Origin of the sequence: Psychromonas sp., assembly GCF_047632995.1 — a bacterium.
GTDB lineage: Bacteria > Pseudomonadota > Gammaproteobacteria > Enterobacterales > Psychromonadaceae > Psychromonas.
The window spans coordinates 1-17,545 of sequence record NZ_JBLIEK010000034.1 but is presented as its reverse complement, the minus strand read 5'-3'; the positions used below and the strand labels follow the sequence as shown (position 1 = coordinate 17,545).

The 17,545-nt window shown below is 41.0% G+C and carries 14 protein-coding genes and 1 pseudogene; 5 read left to right on the top strand and 10 right to left on the bottom strand.

What is annotated here, in order from left to right; translation table 11 throughout:
• Positions 1–7 precede the first annotated feature (7 nt).
• Entirely contained in the window at positions 8–970 is a 963-nt protein-coding gene (locus tag ACJAT7_RS08115) for a DmsE family decaheme c-type cytochrome (protein ID WP_415226294.1), read from the bottom strand.
• Positions 971–1,037: 67 nt separating this feature from the next.
• Positions 1,038–3,320, bottom strand: a complete 2,283-nt coding sequence (locus ACJAT7_RS08110; protein WP_415226293.1) for an OmcA/MtrC family decaheme c-type cytochrome — start codon at positions 3,318–3,320, stop codon at positions 1,038–1,040.
• 902 nt (positions 3,321–4,222) lie between these two features.
• On the opposite strand from ACJAT7_RS08110, the gene ACJAT7_RS08105 reads away from it, so the two are divergent.
• The 5 genes and pseudogenes from ACJAT7_RS08105 (at position 4,223) to ACJAT7_RS08085 (ending at position 6,391) form a co-directional block, all read left to right on the top strand.
• The gene (locus tag ACJAT7_RS08105) at positions 4,223–4,429 is read left to right on the top strand and encodes a cytochrome c3 family protein (RefSeq protein ID WP_415226308.1); all 207 of its coding nucleotides are present in this window, start codon (positions 4,223–4,225) and stop codon (positions 4,427–4,429) included.
• Positions 4,402–5,076, top strand: a pseudogene (locus ACJAT7_RS08100) (4Fe-4S dicluster domain-containing protein). The gene ACJAT7_RS08105 and the pseudogene ACJAT7_RS08100 overlap by 28 nt, the downstream one beginning before the upstream one ends.
• Before the next feature lie 20 nt (positions 5,077–5,096).
• Positions 5,097–5,234 (top strand): NrfD/PsrC family molybdoenzyme membrane anchor subunit, encoded by a 138-nt coding sequence (gene nrfD / locus ACJAT7_RS08095; protein ID WP_415226292.1) that lies wholly within the window; start codon positions 5,097–5,099, stop codon positions 5,232–5,234.
• Entirely contained in the window at positions 5,231–6,016 is a 786-nt protein-coding gene (gene nrfD, locus ACJAT7_RS08090; RefSeq protein WP_415226307.1) for an NrfD/PsrC family molybdoenzyme membrane anchor subunit, read from the top strand. The genes nrfD (ACJAT7_RS08095) and nrfD (ACJAT7_RS08090) overlap by 4 nt, the downstream gene beginning before the upstream one ends.
• A 9-nt stretch (positions 6,017–6,025) precedes the next feature.
• Entirely contained in the window at positions 6,026–6,391 is a 366-nt protein-coding gene (locus ACJAT7_RS08085) for a cytochrome c3 family protein (RefSeq protein WP_415226291.1), read from the top strand.
• A 162-nt stretch (positions 6,392–6,553) separates the two neighbouring features.
• On the opposite strand, the gene ACJAT7_RS08080 is transcribed toward ACJAT7_RS08085, so the two are convergent.
• The 8 genes from ACJAT7_RS08080 to ACJAT7_RS08045 all read right to left on the bottom strand — a co-directional run bounded on the left by ACJAT7_RS08080 (position 6,554) and on the right by ACJAT7_RS08045 (position 17,022).
• Entirely contained in the window at positions 6,554–7,390 is an 837-nt protein-coding gene (locus ACJAT7_RS08080; RefSeq protein WP_415226290.1) for a S1 RNA-binding domain-containing protein, read from the bottom strand.
• Positions 7,391–7,427: 37 nt separating this feature from the next.
• Positions 7,428–7,853 carry a hotdog fold thioesterase gene (locus tag ACJAT7_RS08075; RefSeq protein WP_415226289.1) on the bottom strand — a complete coding sequence of 142 codons (426 nt, stop codon included), beginning with the start codon at positions 7,851–7,853 and terminating at the stop codon, positions 7,428–7,430.
• A 22-nt stretch (positions 7,854–7,875) separates the two neighbouring features.
• A complete protein-coding gene (locus tag ACJAT7_RS08070) occupies positions 7,876–10,920 on the bottom strand; it encodes an FAD-binding and (Fe-S)-binding domain-containing protein (RefSeq protein WP_415226288.1) in 3,045 nt (1,014 codons plus the stop codon).
• Positions 10,921–11,166: 246 nt separating this feature from the next.
• Positions 11,167–12,771, bottom strand: coding sequence for an oleate hydratase (locus ACJAT7_RS08065; protein WP_415226287.1), 1,605 nt, complete (start codon positions 12,769–12,771; stop codon positions 11,167–11,169).
• Positions 12,772–13,087: 316 nt separating this feature from the next.
• Positions 13,088–13,447: a hypothetical protein gene (locus tag ACJAT7_RS08060; protein WP_415226286.1), complete on the bottom strand. Its 360-nt coding sequence runs from the start codon at positions 13,445–13,447 to the stop codon at positions 13,088–13,090.
• 300 nt (positions 13,448–13,747) lie between these two features.
• Positions 13,748–14,785 carry a CNNM domain-containing protein gene (locus tag ACJAT7_RS08055; RefSeq protein WP_415226285.1) on the bottom strand — a complete coding sequence of 346 codons (1,038 nt, stop codon included), beginning with the start codon at positions 14,783–14,785 and terminating at the stop codon, positions 13,748–13,750.
• Positions 14,786–14,847: 62 nt separating this feature from the next.
• Entirely contained in the window at positions 14,848–15,615 is a 768-nt protein-coding gene (locus tag ACJAT7_RS08050; protein ID WP_415226284.1) for a slipin family protein, read from the bottom strand.
• Positions 15,616–15,642: 27 nt separating this feature from the next.
• Positions 15,643–17,022: an NfeD family protein gene (locus tag ACJAT7_RS08045; RefSeq protein ID WP_415226283.1), complete on the bottom strand. Its 1,380-nt coding sequence runs from the start codon at positions 17,020–17,022 to the stop codon at positions 15,643–15,645.
• Positions 17,023–17,545 lie beyond the last annotated feature (523 nt).

Sequence of the window (17,545 nt, the reverse complement as noted above, 5' to 3'; positions counted from 1 at the left end):
ACATCTCCTAACGCAGTAGCGTTTTCCCTGATGGGTGATTTGAACCATGAATTAGACTATGGCAATTCAGACAACTTTTACCACCAACATAGCTAGTATTTGGGCCAGTAATTGCTCCACCTGAATGTGCTGAACTATGGCAATTTTGACATAGTTGTGGCAAACGTTGCTCTAACAGTGCAGAATTATTTGCCCCATGAGCCGCATGGCAAAGCGAACAGTCTTCAGTGACAGGCTGATGCTCCCATAAAAATGGCCCACGTTTTTCTGCATGACAATCAAAGCAGGCATCGTTGAGGGTGAAGCGCGTTAAACTTGCTGGATTTTCAGAACTATGTGGAGTGTGGCAATCAATGCATTGTTGCGTGCCTTCGCGCAGTGGATGATGGGAGCGTTTATGTAAATCTTTTTCGATGTCGTTATGGCAGTTAGTACAGGCTTTATTTAAACTGTCTTTCACCAACATGGGATCTTTTCCTGTATGGATTTGATGACAGTCAACACATGCTATCTCACTAGATTGGTGAATACTATATTCCCACCCCTTACGATGCTGGTCGTTATGACAAGCTAAACATACGCCATCTTTTTGATCACTACTTAAGGGTGATATTGAAGAAAAAGTTAACATTGGATCAGGATATTTATCACCTGCTATAGTGACTTTTTTGGGATGTTTCCCCTGCGGTCCATGACAAGTTTCACACTGTAGACTTTGCATTGGTGCATTGGGATCAACAAGGCTACCGTGAGCACCGGCAAAGATCGCTGTAGCATCAAGCCTTTTATTTTTCCCATGACACGTAAGGCAGCTATCAGCGCCCTCTTTAGAGTATTTTCCCGCTGAAAACTTATAAGTAAGATGGTCAATCTGTTGTTGTTGGGTAAGCGCATCCGGTGCTTCTGCAAAACTTAAAACAGATACCAACCACATTAATATAATAGCAATAAGATGAGTGAGCGGCTTCATAAACCTTCCTTGATAATAACCGCCACAAAAGGCGGGCGCCGGGGCAAGCCCCGTCAATGAGTTAAGATTATAGGCCGTGGACCGTGTCCACCCCTTTAACTTCACCTTTAGCATGACAATTTGCACATAATTCAGGCGCTGCATCAGCTGCCGCCATATCAAGCTGACCAAATGCCCCCCCGTGCTTTAGCATATGGCCTATAGCTTTCTGATTCACTGCTATATCGTCAGTAGATAACAACGCTTTGCGGGTTATATCCATAGCGCCATCAGCAGTAATTAACCCCACGGGCATATCAACAATATGGCAACTTGCACATACAGTAACTATAGGACTGGTGTATACGCCTCCTCCTGCCGATGAACGAGTGTTCATCACCAATGGAAGATCATATTGATTTTCTGTATGACACAAGGTACAAGTCACTACATTTTTAGGGTAAGTCCCCATTGAATGTGATGAATCATTATTCGTATGCAAGGCATGTATATTTGATTTAAGATCTGCTGGACTTCCGGCGTAAACAGCGGAGCGAGTCGCATTGTGGCAGTTCGTACACTGCGCTAGTTCTGTTGCTGCATGCGGGTGAGATGTTATGTGTAAGTCATCATCTGCATGACAATTTTTGCAACGGATTATATCTGCCCCAATTTTCTCAACATAATCTGTTTTATCCGCTAACACAGAAAAGGTTATGCCATCACCCAAGTCATAGAAAGCTTCCACATGTTTAGCAGGAACTGTTTCAACCTGTATAAAAGCTGTTTTTTCGCTTAAGCAATCAATAAGTTCGGGGTTAGTTGATTTGCCATTGACACACAAATTAATATCGCTGGTCATTAAAGACAATGTCCCCGTCTCAGTAATCAAGGACGCCCAAACAGGACTATCATCTGTTCCAGTGTTTTGTGTGATAGTGCAGGTATAAAGCCCACTTCCATTTGGGACACATATTTCAGGATCGCTGAGAGAGAATTGAACTATGCCATCTGACTTGGTGTAACCTGCGCCTTCGTCTGCATTGACGAGTAGATAGCCATGACCACTGCTAAGATAAGTTGATGAGAAGCTCGCAAAATCAGCTATACCTGTGCCGCCGTAATTGATTTGAACATCAACTTTAAGGCCCGTCGCAACACGCTCAACCCGAACAAAGTTAATTGTTAATAAATCCTCTGCAGATTTAGCCTGTTGAAGCACTGTTTCGTGCACATAAGTGGGCGACATATCACCCGCGTTAGCATTATGGCAACTAGCACAGCTATCGGCTTCAACAAATCCATTCGAGTGCGCCTTTTTCCATGGCTGGCCTGCAATATTTAAGTCAGTGTCAATTTCGGCTTGTGAGAAGGCTATATCATCATGACAAGAGGTACAGGCGACTATGCCTGCATTTCGTTTCCAGTTATCACCTTGCGCTGTGATTTCACTGTCGGCACTATGGCAACTGCTGCAATTACGAATATCCTGCGGCAGTCCAACCCCAGTAATATCGCCTGCATTATTTTTAGCGTAAGTATGCGGACCTTTTTTGCAGATAATCTCATATACAGCTCCATCACCTTTAGCAAGCATACTTGGCAACAGTGCACCACGGTGAATTTTATGGATCATCGGCGTAAAGTCGAGTGAATTGCTTGATTCAGGATCACGACTGCTAGGGTTATGGCAGGTTACACAATATTTCGGATCCACAGTACTGCCATGGAATTCCAAGTCAGCATGACAAGTATCACATTTATCAGAATCAATCATATTGCGCGTATCAATTATCTGGCCACCTAGAGGCACCCAGTCATAGGTCGCGTTAACGTTACCATTTTCAGGTATATTAATCCGCATACCGACGCGATGTGTCGCTCGCGCATCCCAAGGAATTGACGCGCGGGTGATTGGATTAACAGCAGACAACACCTTTTCTTTGAGCTTGAAATGATAAGTACCATTACCATTGTCAGTAAAGCGTCCTTCGCTATTTTCAAGGTCACTATCATAAGTGGCCTGCAGCAAGGTTACCTTAGTATTCGTTGGGCCATTACCCGTTACCGCCGTATTAATAAAACTCACCCATTCGCTCGGTTTACCATCTTGTTCTGGCACTAATTTAGCAAGCGAGATACGGGGCTCACTCAATCCAATTAATGCAACATCTTCATTCGCTGCACTAAAATGAATGGTCACTGTTTGATCAATATTTTCCACCACAGAATTAATGGTAATAAATGTTCGCTCACCAACATCCAACGTTGTCACCAGTGTTTTATCTTCGCTTTCACCGCAAGCAAATAATAAAAATCCGAGAAAAGTAGCGAACACTAACTGACCGACAGATCTAAATACGCTTTCCATGTGACTTCCTGTTAATTATTTAACCTAAGCCATAGCATCTTCGATATCACTAAAATCACCAATTTGTTGATCCAACAGCAGCTGCAGCAGGCTTGCTAAGCTGTATTTCCATTATGAATAAATTGCACAACTGGTGAGTAAAAAAACAAATACAGCCAGCAAAAGCGCATCTATTAAAAAATAGAAAATATAACGAAGAAAACTATTGTCAATAAAAACTATAGTTAAATTTATAAATGAATCATAATTAATTGGCAAAAAATAAATTGATTTACAACAATATAAATACAATAAATACAATGAATATATGATTCACTCACAAAATAATTCGAGTCGATAGTAAAATGTATATTTTTAAATTCACAGTAGTGCGGAATTTAGCGATTAAAAAGTAAAAGAATAAATAACTTTAACCAATAAAGGTTAATTATGATCAGCAACAGTAAGTACTATTTATTTGCACGCCTTGTAACCAATTCACTCTTCAACGTACTGCAAATAATTGTTATCTTCAGTTTGGCTTCAGGGTATTGTTTAGCTGAACGCAATTTACCCGATCTATCTAGCCACAATGCTATCGCAGCTTTTCCCCTCGACCCAAAACCTAACCACACAGAAAAAAATACGACAGAAAAAGCAATACACCTGAATCATCAATGCATGCGCTGTCACAAAAAACGTAAACATAAAATCCCCAAAGTGACATTTAAAGGAGTTCATAATAAAAATATAAAGAGCGAAAATTGCGTTAGCTTTCATGGTAAAAAAGGGCATCATCCTAAAAAAAATTCGACGATAATCAGTTTTTCTCCTGATGCAACAACCTCTGTCAGTGTACAAAATAGCCAATGTCTTGAGTGTCACTCTTTAGTAAGTATTCGTACTAAGAGTGGACTCATCACATCCATGTTGAACAGATTTCCTGCGCTGGTTGCCATCAACTCCATTCACAGAAAGATCCTATGCAAGGAGTGCAAAGAAAAACTCGTACTGCCTTTTGCATCGCCTGTCATAAAAACAAAATAACTACACGGCAAGAATCAACAGTCACGAATCACTCTCAAAATAGGGAGGAACAAGAATGGAGCATTCAAAACGCAAATTTATAGTTGGCGGTTTCGCCCTGCTTGCGACCTCTGGTTTAACTATTACAAGAATGATGGATACGACAGAAACAGGAGAAAAGTGTTATGCAATGATTCACGATGAAAGCAAATGTATTGGTTGCGGAGCCTGCGTTGATGCATGTAGGGAAGACAATAATGCGCCACAAGGCGTAACGCGGCTAAAAATAAAGCGCAGTGATGCACGTGAAATCGATGGCAAGGTTCACTACAGCTTTTTCCGTCAGTCATGCCAGAATAGTGCTAACGCCCCCTGCGTGATGGTTTGTCCAACGGGGGAATCGTTCCGAGATCCACTTACTGCCATTGTTGATGTTGATAAGGAGCGCTGTATTGGATGCCAATAATATTGCATTGCAGCCTGTCCGTATAAAACTCGCTATATCGACCCTATTACTAAAACGGCTGATAAGTGTGATTTCTGCCTTCATAGTAATTTGGCACAGGGTAAACAACCCGCTTGTGTTGAAATTTGTCCAACTCAAGCGCTCACCTTTGGTGATTTTCTTGATCCCAATAGTGAAATAGTGCAATTAATTAACAGCAAAACGACCTATCGTTATAAAGAATCACTGGGAACTCAACCTATGTTTTATCGCGTACTGGACCCCAAAGGGAAGATAAAATTATAAACGAAATTATAAATAAAGCATTGCACTTTGAATCCCTAGTTTGGGGCTGGACTATCGCTATTTATCTGTTTTTATTGGGTATTTCAGCAGGAGCAATGACTTTAGTGATTGCACTTAAATACCTTCATCCTGAGCTTAACTTGGCTAAAAAAAGATAGTTAAAGCAGTGGCAGTAGTCACCCCAATCTCAGTCATTATCGCCTTATCTATTTTAGTTATTGACCTAACCAGACCGTTAGACTTTTGGAAAATTATGATTTACAGCAATCCAAGATCGGTGATAGCGATCGGCGTTATACTATCGAATGCTTATCTGTTAGCTATGTTTTCGTGGCTCGTTCTGACATTTAAAGGGCAACTTATTGAGCTTGGCTTTACCCGGTTCCCACTATTTACACGGCTTATAAATTTATTCATCAAAGTGGAAAAAGTAATTTATATTTCAGTCGCGCTTATCGCTACGGCATTAGGGATGTACACAGGCTTTTTATTGTCAGCATTAATTACTTATCCAATGTTGAATAATCCTTTACTACCGATATTATTCCTATTTTCCGGCTTATCTTCCGCTATTGCCGCTTTGATACTTATCGCTATAACAGTGTTTAAATCCCCTACTGATGATCAATTCGTACTGCGGCTTCACCAATTTGAAAAACCTATCTTAATTTCAGAAGCCGTTATTTTATTCGCTTTTTTTATCGGACTTATTTTCGGCAGTGCCGCTAAACAAGAAGCCGTTAACGCTGCTATTGGAGGTGGATTTTGGTTTGGTGTGGTAGGAGTCGGCATAGTACTGCCGCTGTCATTAACCATCTTTACTAAGATCCAAACCCAGCACGTAAGATCTTTTATGATTAGCATTACTAGTTTAACCTTAATTGGAGTGTTATTACTCCGTCATTTTATTTTATATGCAGGTCAGCTTACGCCGACTTAAGGATTTACTATGAAAAAAACACTTACTATGAAAAAAACACTTACTATCGCAATAGTATTAAGTGCTTGTTTTTTCACTTATGCATACACTGAATATTTACCAACCCCTGATGCAGAAAACCTCGCTAATTTTCATTTAAAAGAATACAGCTGTGCAGAAAGTTGCCATAAGAATGAAAAAGTCAGTGAAACTCTTCAATATGAAACGACACAATGCATCAATTGTCACGGTGATTTTTCTGATTTAGAAGGTAAACAACATAACAAACAACACGCACAAGGCACTGTCTGTATTGATTGCCATTTACCTCATGAAACAACCAAACCTAAAGAAATGTGTTTAGATTGTCATGAACAACAACCAAAATTGGACTAGAGTGAATGTTGGCTTTTGTATGTTACATCTGAGGAAGGCTTGCCAATATATTGGACAGCCTTTGTAGATGAATGCGCTTATACGTATCAGTAAATTATACCGATTCCATTAACTAGGAGATCTATTTATGCTGTTAGCATAAATAGAAAATTAGTGGGTTTACTATGACTCGGTTAAACGAATACCTGTCTCTTCAATATCAATCAGTTTTTTACGGTATAACTGGCCGATTGATTTTTTAAAGTTACCTTTACTCATCTTTAAGATCTTTGCAATTTTATCGGGTGAGCTTTTATCTGACAACTGCAGGTAGCCTTGATGTAATTTCAGGGTTTGTAAAATGCGATCTGCAAGTGCATCCACTTTGGCATAACCCACTTTAGTTAACCCTAAATCAATTTTACCATCATCACGAATCTGCTTAATATAGCCGACGCACTTTTTACCAATCCCCATTTCACCGAACACTTCACTTTCAAATAAAACGCCCCAGTGTTTATTATTAATAATTGCTTTAAAACCGAGATCCGTTTTATCTGCAATCAGCAGATCCACTTTTTCGCCCACTTTATAGTTGACCTCTTCCCAGTCTAAAAAACGATCCAGTTTTGAAGAGGCCAGCAGACGCTCGCTAATATCGTCCTGATAGACATAAACAACGTAATTATAATCCTTTTTCATCGGGATTTTTTGCTGATTAAACGGCACTAACAGATCTTTAGGCAGCCCCCAGTCTAAAAAAGCCCCCGCCTGATTAGTATCGATCACTTTCAGTGATGCAAACTGCCCCGCTTCCGCTTTTGCTTTTTGTGTTGTGGCAATTAATCTGTCTTCTGAATCAAAATACAGAAATACATTGACCCTATCGCCAAGCTGCATATCATCGCTTACATAACGGCGCGGCAGCAGTATTTCGCCCTCTTCGAGACCGTCAAGATAGAGTCCGAATTCGACCTGCTTAACAATAGTTAGCTCATTATAAGCACCAATTTTTATCATATAATTTCTCTTTAGTTTAAATTCTTGTTGTTGTATTTTAATCTATAGCCCGGTCAATAACAGCGACCGTCAGACGCGACGTGCAGATCAGCTGCTGCCGTTCATTACAAATATCAATTTGCCAAACCTGCGCAGTTAAGCCGATACGTACCGCTTTAACGACGCCGGTAACCAGGCCACTTTTAACACTGCGCAGATGGCTGGCATTAATCTCCAGCCCCACACAAACTTTATCTTCTGCTACTGCCAAATTGGCGGCCACACTGCCTAATGTTTCCGCCAGCGCAACAGATGCACCGCCATGCAGCAGACCATGAGGCTGTCTGGTACGATTATCTACAGGCATAGTCGCTTGCAGAAAATCATCGCCAACTTGCGTATATTCAATCCCTAAATGCGCAATCAAGGTATTTTCACTGAGTGCATTTAGACGTGCTAAATCTCTGTTTTTTTTCCAAATCACCCAACTTCCCGCCTATTAATAGTTATAAAACCGCTAATAATGCCTGCACTGGATGTTTTAACGTTTCTCCTTCGATACGCTTAACTTGACTGCGGCATGAATAACCCGTTGCCAAGCATGCAGCGCGGGAGCGTTTAGCAATCTCCTGCTCCCAGCTAAGGCTATAAATTGTTTTTGAATCATTCAAGTGACCGGCATCATGCCCATATGTTCCCGCCATCCCGCAACAACCTACGGCGACCTCATTTAAGCTTGCGCCGAAGTGACTAAAGATCTTAGCCCAATCATCGCTTGATGTTGGCTCCGCCGTTTTTTCTGTGCAGTGGCCAAAGAGGAAGAACTCTTTACCGTTAGCAGGTTTTGTTTCTCCCTGCAGGCGCGGTAGTAACCACTCCTGGAATGACTGCACATTAAACTCTCCGCGTTTATCTCCCAATGCCCGCTTATATTCATCACGATAGCAAAGTACCATCGCCGGATCGGCGCCGACCATAGGAATATTTAGCGCAGCAATCTGATTTAAAAAATCAGCACTGTTTTTTGCGGTTTTCGCAAATTCCGTTAAAAATCCTTTGATATGCTGCGGTTTACCATTTGGCTTAAAGGGCAGTAACACAGGTTTATAACCCAGTTTTTTAATGCACAGCATTAGATCGCGCACCACATCCGCATCATAAAAAGTGGTGAAGGGATCCTGTACAATCAACACATAAGCACGGCGCTTCTGCTCTGATAATGACTGCAGCTGCTGCAGATCAAACTCACTGATCTCCTGTTTTTGTAATGATGATTTTAAAGTTGGAAACGACAATAATGGAATATCTACCATACCGACAAATTTTTCAGTCAGTGATGCGGTTAACCCCATCTTCATAAAGAAGTTAAAGAAACGCGGAAACTTGCCCATAAGCGGCGCGTACTGCTCAACATAAGCAACAAAGTAGTCTTTTAACGGGCGCAGATATCGATCGTGATAGATATGCATAAAACGGGCACGGAAAGCAGGTACATCAACCTGAATCGGGCATTGACTGGCACAGGCTTTGCACCCCAAACACCCCTGCATTGCCTCCATCACTTCATGTGAAAAATCATATTCTCCCTTCTGTTTAGAGAGAGTATTAAAGAATTTTTTAAATACACTGGCATTTTTACCGGCATACAGATCATTTTCCAATTGCAGAATATCAATATCGTTATTGGCTAATTGGCGCAACCATTCACGCATTAACCCTGCGCGCCCTTTCGGTGAGTGGATACGATTACTGGTCAATTTAACCGAGGGACACATGGGGGATTTTGTATCATAGTTAAAGCATAAACCGTTACCGTTACAGTCCAGCGCTTCGCTATAACTTTCACGCACTTTAATCGGAATCTGACGATCAAAGGTGCCGCGTTTGATTCCATCGACACTGACTAATGACTCGCTTGAATCTAAGGGTGTGCAGATTTTGCCGGGATTAACACGGTTAGTGGGATCAAAAACCGCCTTAATTTTACGCAGTTCAGTAAATAGTTCTTGGCCAAAAAATTCCGGGCCATATTCACTGCGGAACCCTTTACCATGTTCACCCCACATCAACCCTTTGTATTTAGCCGTGAGTGCCACCACTTTATCGGAAATTTCACGCATCAGTGTTTCTTGCTCGGGATCGCACATATCCAGCGCCGGACGGACATGTAACACGCCCGCATCAACATGACCAAACATACCGTAATGGAGCCCTTTATCATCTAATAACTGGCGGAATTCGACAATATAATCAGCAAGATGCTCTGGCGGCACACAGGTATCTTCTGTAAACGGCAGTGGTTTCGCACGGCTTTTCGTTTTCCCTAATAACCCCACCGCTTTTTTACGCATTCCGTATATTTTATTAATATCCGCTAACTGATCGCAAATTTGATAACCGATCACACCAGCTTCCTGATTGGCTATTAAGGTATCAAGTTTTTTAACTAACGCGGCAACTTTGTCAGCTTGGATATCGCCATCCTGCTCCGCAAATTCGACAATATTTAAACCATCAACGACCTGCCCGGGTACATCACTAATTAATGATTGCACGCTATGCCAAACAATATCTTCTTTCGCAAGATTAAGTACCGTTGAGTCAATCGTTTCCACCGATAGCGCATTTGCCTGCACTAAAAAAGGGGCATTCTGTAACGCCGATTGAAAACTATCGTACTTAATATTAAACAGCGTGCGATAAGCTGGAATTTTCTGCACATCTAATTTAGCTTCGGTAATAAAAGCCAATGACCCTTCTGCGCCACATAAGATACGCGTCAGATCAACCGTACCTGTCTGTGCATCGTAAACATGCTTTAGATCGTAACCGGTTAAAAAGCGGTTTAATTTCGGGAACCCCTCTTCTATCTGCTGCTCTTTACTTGAACAGGTCTCTATCACCTGTCGGTAAATATCGCCGACACGATCTAAACGCTGAGCTTGCTCAACTAACGGTGCCCCCTGAAGAGGAGCACTGTCTAAAACAGAGCCATCCACTAAAACGGATTTTAGCCCTAAAACATGATCGCTGGTTTTACCGTAAACAAGTGACCCCTGGCCTGATGCATCACAGCTAATCATGCCGCCAATGGTCGCACGGTTACTGGTTGAAAGCTCTGGTGAGAAAAACAGATTATAAGGACGCAGATAATCATTGAGCTGGTCTTTAATTACCCCTGTTTGTACGCGTACCCATCCCTCTTTTTCATTGATTTCAAGGATGCCATTCATATGACGGGAAAGATCGATAACAAGGTCGTTAGTTAATGACTGACCATTGGTACCCGTACCGCCACCGCGTGGAGAAAAACGTATATCGATAAATTGATCTAATTGCGCAAGTTTACAAATCTCAACAATATCTTGGGTCGATTTAGGAAAAATAACCGCTTGCGGCAAACATTGATAAACACTGTTATCCGTCGCCACAGCTAAACGGCCGGCATAACTTTTTTCAATTTCACCGCGGTAATCGCTTATGCTTAATGCCTGCAAAAATTCGAAGTAATCTTTTTTGATATTATCTTGATGAGTTAATTTTGGAATCATCTCTAAAGCGCCCTGGTCCATTGTTGAATTTGAAATTTGCAACTAAAAATAGTTGCGAATAATAACATGAATGTCAAACTAATTGGCGAGAAAAATTTAAGCAGTTGTAAATGAAGTGTGGCAAGGAGATTGATAAATTTATAATATTCACTCGTGATCAGGTGAAGATAACCTGACGACTATTCACCCTCGCAGCGGTAAATTTATTACCATCACCTACCCGCTTTATTGCAAGGAGGGCAAGGGTTATCGATTAATCGCAGCAAGCGCTTTTAGTAACACACTCGGCTGGTAGATTGAATTATAAACAGGCAATACCTCTTTTGTCGTTTCAAACAAGCCGTAAACTGCAGTTTGCGCACTGCGTACCGAGTATTCTACGGTAAAAACGCAATCTTTAGGGAGTTCAGAAAACTGACCAACAAAGGCAAAATTTGTGCTTCCTTCGGGCAATACTGCGGGACGATCTCCTAGTGCATAGGGCATAAATAGGCTATCAATAAAGGGCATAGCGACGGGAATACAGTTAACTTTTCCGGACTCGATAATGGGTTTCATTAAATCTTGGATATTAAGGTGAAACCATAATTCTTCGAGTATCTCTTTGCCACTGCATTCAGACATTTTTTTATTGATATGATTGCCCTTTTTATCTGGGTATAAACCATATCCCCAGAACACTTTCACCTCTTTTTCTTGATCAGGAAAATGTGGTTGACGGGCAATAACAATCGAGAGTAACCAGTTTGAATCCGTGAACGTTACCAAACCGCCCGTACCGTCTACATTACCCGAAAAATTTTCCATATAATCGTGGAAACTACTGTCTTTGAGTGTGGCGGTGAATGAGTACCATTTTTGCCGATCAATATCATCGCTAAAGACGCCAGGATTGCCAAACGCTTTATCCTTTTTCGCTATTTTATCCCAAAGTAGCCATGATCCTGAGCTGCTTTTTGATTTTAACAAGGGGGCACTATCCCATGAACCATTATCTGTAGATTCTGTAATAGAGCCATTGGTTATAAATAGGTAGTCATTATCTGTAAGGGGAATAGTGTGCTCTTTGTCGCCACTTTCGATGAGATGCAAAGCCGTTGCCGTTTTTTGATCGTTAGAAAGTTTAAAATCGATATCAATAACCTGCGTCTGCATATCAAAATGAACGCCCCTTTCCTGCAACTGACGTTTAAGCGGCATAACGACAGAGTGATACTGATTGTACTTGCTGCGCATAATTCCGCCAAGATAAGGCATCTCGGGTAACAGGTGAATGAAGCGACGCATATAGCGCCTCATAATCGCCACACTACTCCATTTTTGAAATGCAAACATGGTTGTCCAAAGAAACCAATAATTACTCTCAAAAAAGGGTCTGTCGAACCAGTCGTCGATACGGATATTGTCGAGTGATGTTTCAGGAGTAAAGGCTAGTTTCGTCAGAAGCATACGATCTTTTAATGAGAGTCCAAAAGATGAAAGATCCATTTTTTTTCGATCCTTTAACAACCGAGCTTGTGCATGAGAAATAAACCGCGAAGAAAATTCAAAACACTCCTCTGTCACTGTGATATTAGGGTTATCATAAGAAGGCACAGTCGACAAAAGATCCCAGTAGCATACAAAATGCGCTTCATGCATTCGCCCACCGCGAATGGTAAAGCCATTTGCTGCATCACCTGCACCATCAAGGGCACCACCTACCATCTCATTTTGCTCTAAGATATGAATATTTCCCCCCAGAACCCCCGCATCATTAATCAAATATGTTGCACTTGCTAATGAAGCAATACCACTGCCGATAAGATAAACTCTGGCGTCCTTTGGATTATTATTTTTACCTTTTAACATTATGTTAATCTCCCGACTTGGATGGAAAACTGTAAATGATTGCACTTATATTGGTAAAGCCAATAGGATTGCAGTGACGATGATTAACCAATTACCCAGCTATAACTTTAGACTTCATTCACCGTAATGTGCAGTATTCATTGAAATGACTTTTATCTATCCGCACTCCTCAGTAACAGCAAAATTCAGACCGCAATATGTCGGGTTTGAGTTAGCCAGAGCAGAGAAAAAACGGACAATCTGGACATGAAAATAGGGAGAAAAGATGTTCAATATCATTGCTACGCTGCTATCAGAAAGCGCTAGTAAATTATTTTTAGTCGGTTTTAAACGCGCTTAAACGCAATAGAGCTTGTTCAATTACCTGTGCTGATGCCTTTTCTTGGATTTCATCTACTTCAAAATTATTAAATAACTCACCTAAAAATACACATGTATAGGTTAACGGTGCATAGGAAAATAGCTTTGGATTATAGATAAAATCACATCCACATCTTTCCATCCAAAATGAATAATCCTGCGCATCCATAAATTTAGTTTCTAGAACAGTCTGTTTTAAATTCGTTAGTAGCGCAGTTAAATCAAATTCTTTAACATTAAATTCAGCGCTAATTGCCGCTAACGCGTTGATCGATTGCTGGTCTGGTAAAATATCAGTGGTGTGAATGTTGCCCATTATTAATCTTCCCTATAAATTAAACGAAATAGCAAAATGGTGATTTTTATTGCAGCACAGACAGTCTTTGAAAATCACATTTCCAATACTTTTTAATGACTTATATATATTAACACCCGTTCGAGAATTCGCCATTGCAAAAACAAAAAATTAATAATTTTAATGAGCCACCCTGAATATTTTTGCTAAGAGAAGAATATAAACTAGAGGCAAAGCCCAATTTATTGAAGATAAATAACCATAAAAGCAGACTTTCTGCTACGGTGATTTTGATAGCTAAAAAATTTACTGCGACAAGTGCTATAACTTAGAATCTTTACGTAGTCTTTCTCTATAATGGTCTTTTGCGAGTTTTTGCATATCTGCAACCAGATCGCTTTCATCCATAATTTCACGCCCGAGCAGGGTCTCTATCGCATCCTCTAAAGTAACAACACCAGCCGTTTGGCCAAACTGGTCTTCCACCAAGAAAAGTTGCTCGTGACGTTTAATAAAAAGGTCTAATACATTTAAGACTGGAACTTTTTTTGAAATACGGAAAAGGGGCAATTGAATCTCTTTTAATCGCTTATTGCCTTGCCCATGTCGTTCACATTCATAGAGTTGCCCTTTAATTATCACCCCGGTGATACTGTCAATGCTTTCACTGTATATAGGAATACGAGTAAAAACAGCGGTTTGCTCAAAGCTCAATGCCTCTTTAACCGTTGTTATTTCAGGTAAGGCATGCACCACTGTGCGCGGGGTCAAAATATCCTCAACTTTGCAATCTCGTAATTTTAAAATATTCTCTAATAACTGGTTTTCTTGGCTTTCGATCGCCCCCTCTTTATAACCCAAAGCGGTAAATGCCAAAATCTCTTCTCTACTAATACCGGCATTTTTATTGCGACTAAATAAAGAGGTTACCCGTGTGGCCAACCAAACCAGCGGGAAAATTGTTTTAACTAAAAAAGAGATGATATAAGCAGAGGGCACCGCAAGTTGGCGCCAAAATGTGACGCCCAGCGTTTTTGGAATAATTTCAGAAAAATACAAGATAGCCAATGTCAGCAAAAAGGCAATAAGGGTTTCCCATTGATCACCATATACTCGAAGCGCTTGTGCGCCTACTCCAGCGGCACCCATAGTATGTGCAAAAGTATTTAAAATGAGAATGCTGGAGATCGATTGATCGATATCTGCTTTGGTATTATATAACACCTCACCCGCACGCGGATTTTGTTGCTTGGTTTGAACAATAAACGTAGCAGTGACAGACAGCAAAACCGCCTCTAATACCGAGCATAAAAACGATACGCCAATCGCTACCATGAGATAGGTAATAAGTAATATCATTTATCTTTGTCTACTCATTTATAAAGTGATTAAGAGCCATCTCTACTAGCTAATTTACACGCCTACTTTTTTGTTATTGGTTCTTGTACAAATCCTTTCATGTTGTCTATTAAATCGATCGGCAATGGAAATACAATTGTTGATGTTTTATCATTGGTTATTTCGGTTAAAGTCTGCAGATATCTAAGCTGTAGCGCATTCGGTGCTTTATTTAATACCAACGCCGCTTGCTGCAGTTTTTCGGATGCTTCCAACTCACCTGTCGCATGAATGATTTTTGCGCGTCTTACCCGTTCAGCTTCTGCCTGTTTTGCTAATGCGCGGATCATGCTCTCATCAAGATCGACATGTTTTACTTCAACAGTTGCGATTTTGATCCCCCAATTATCGGTCTGTTTATCTAAAATAACCTGAATATCTTTATTTAACCTGTCCCGCTCTGACAACAATTCATCCAGTTCATGCTGCCCTAACACTGAACGTAATGTAGTTTGTGATAACTGACTGGTCGCTTCCAAATAACTTTCCACATTGTTGATTGCCATCTGCGGATCCACCACGCGAAAATAGACCACCGCATTAACTTTCACCGATACATTATCACGCGTTATCAAATCTTGCGTCGGCACATCTAATACAATAGTACGCAGGTCTACCCTGACCATCTGTTGCAGAACCGGAATTAAAATCACTAAACCCGGTCCTTTAACTCGCTCGAAACGGCCCAGAAAATAGACCACACCACGCTCATATTCGCGTAACACCCTAAGCATGCTCATCAGCAGTGCAACAACGAAAATAACAATACTGACTAGACTATAAATGATCATGATTTTGCTCCTTATTAATAGGCTTATTCATTTTTTACTCTTTTTCTGAGCCGCATATGGGGTCACTTGTAACCATAAACCGGAAACTTTCTCAATACTGACCAGCTGCGCACCGCAGAGCGGAACGCTACTACGTGCTTGCCAAATCTCCCCACCGACTTGAACCCTTCCCTCTCCTGAATCGAAATCATCTATAACATTGGCAAGCTCACCAATCATACAATCCACACCTGTCGTTACCTTTTTACGCCGGATTTTCAACAGCAAAGTAATAATTACAAAGGTAAACAAGAAAGAGACAAGTGCAAACCCTGCAATAAGTGGTTTAGCTATTTGGAAGGCAGGTAAAGAACTGTCCATAAGAAAAATAGAGCCGAGTACAAATGAAACGCTTCCTCCAAATCCCAGAACGCCAAAACTTGGACTTAATGCTTCGGCTATTAATAATGCAATACCCAGAAAAATAAGTGCTAAACCGGCATAATTTACTGGTAACATTTGCAGTGCATACAAACCGAGCAACAAACAAATCCCACCTAGCACTCCGGGCAAACCAACGCCGGGATTATAAAATTCAAGGAGTAATCCATAGATACCGATTAGCATTAGGATATAAGCAATATTGGGATTTGTGAGTGTCGCTAAAAATGTAAATCGCCAATCGGGTATGCGTTTTATAAATTCCACATCCTCTAATGCCAATGCTTTGCTCTGCCCATTGAGGTTTATTTGCCGCCGATCAGCGAGCTTGATAAGTTGCGCAAGATCATCCGCTATAAAATCAATTACATTTTTAGCCAATGCTTCCTGAGCATCTAAACTGGCGGCCTCTGTAACTGCTTTTTCAGCCCAATTTTCATTGCGTCCATGCAACTTTGCCAGACCTTTAATATAGGCAGCCGCATCGTTAATCGCCTTTTTCTCATGGGTTGTGCTGGCACTGACTTCTTTCTTGTTTGTGGTTGACGTTTCCTCAGATTTCGCTTTGCCTTCACCCGGCTGGTTTTCAGCGGGTTTGCTATCTGGCATGGCAATTGAAACGGGTGTGGCAGCCCCTAAATTTGTGGCATTTGCCATTACAGCAAGGTGACTGGCGAATAATATATAAGTGCCCGCGCTCGCCGCGCGTGCACCGGAAGGCCCGACCCAAGTAGCAATAGGTACAGAAGATGCCGTAATAGCACTGATAATCTCACGCATCGAAGAGTCCAATCCGCCAGGTGTATCCATTTTAAGGATCACTAAGGCGACTTTTTGTTGATTGGCTAAGTGAAGCTCACGACTGATGTAATCAGAAGATGCGGGACCAATGGCTCCCTGCACGGGAATAACCCACACCTCTTTCGCTATGGTTGTAAAAGAAAACATCACAGAAATCAACAGTAAACAAGCAGGAAAAACTTTCATTTCTTCCCCTCCAAAAATCTCTATATGATTTATACCCAAACCACTTCAAAATGCAGGAATCAGCAAGTCGATAAATGATGAGGCTCTAGGCAGAAGGTTGATGATCTAGTCATTCTAAATCGAAACCTTCTAACAACGAAGATCATCGTTTATCGCCTTGCCCTATGGGAGTTTCGCTCGAAAGCTAGCACTGCGTTGCAACATTTGAAAAGGGAAATACCATTCTCATCATGTTGCGCCTTGTTCTAGCATCCGAGCGAAGCTCTGAATCTGCATTTTGAAGTAGCTTGAGTATAAGCGTAGTACAGTTTTATCCCTCTCAAAAAACAAAAACGCACCGCATGAATAAACAAGCAGTGCGCTACTCTCTTTTTAATTAAACAACTCACGTCGTATAAAAAATCAGTTCATTTTTGCTAATAACAGATTTAGCAGCAAGCTTATCTGTTACTTTTTTTCATTCTTGGTAATAACAGATTTAAGGTAATTGCTACCAAACCACACAGACTGACGCCTTGCAGAC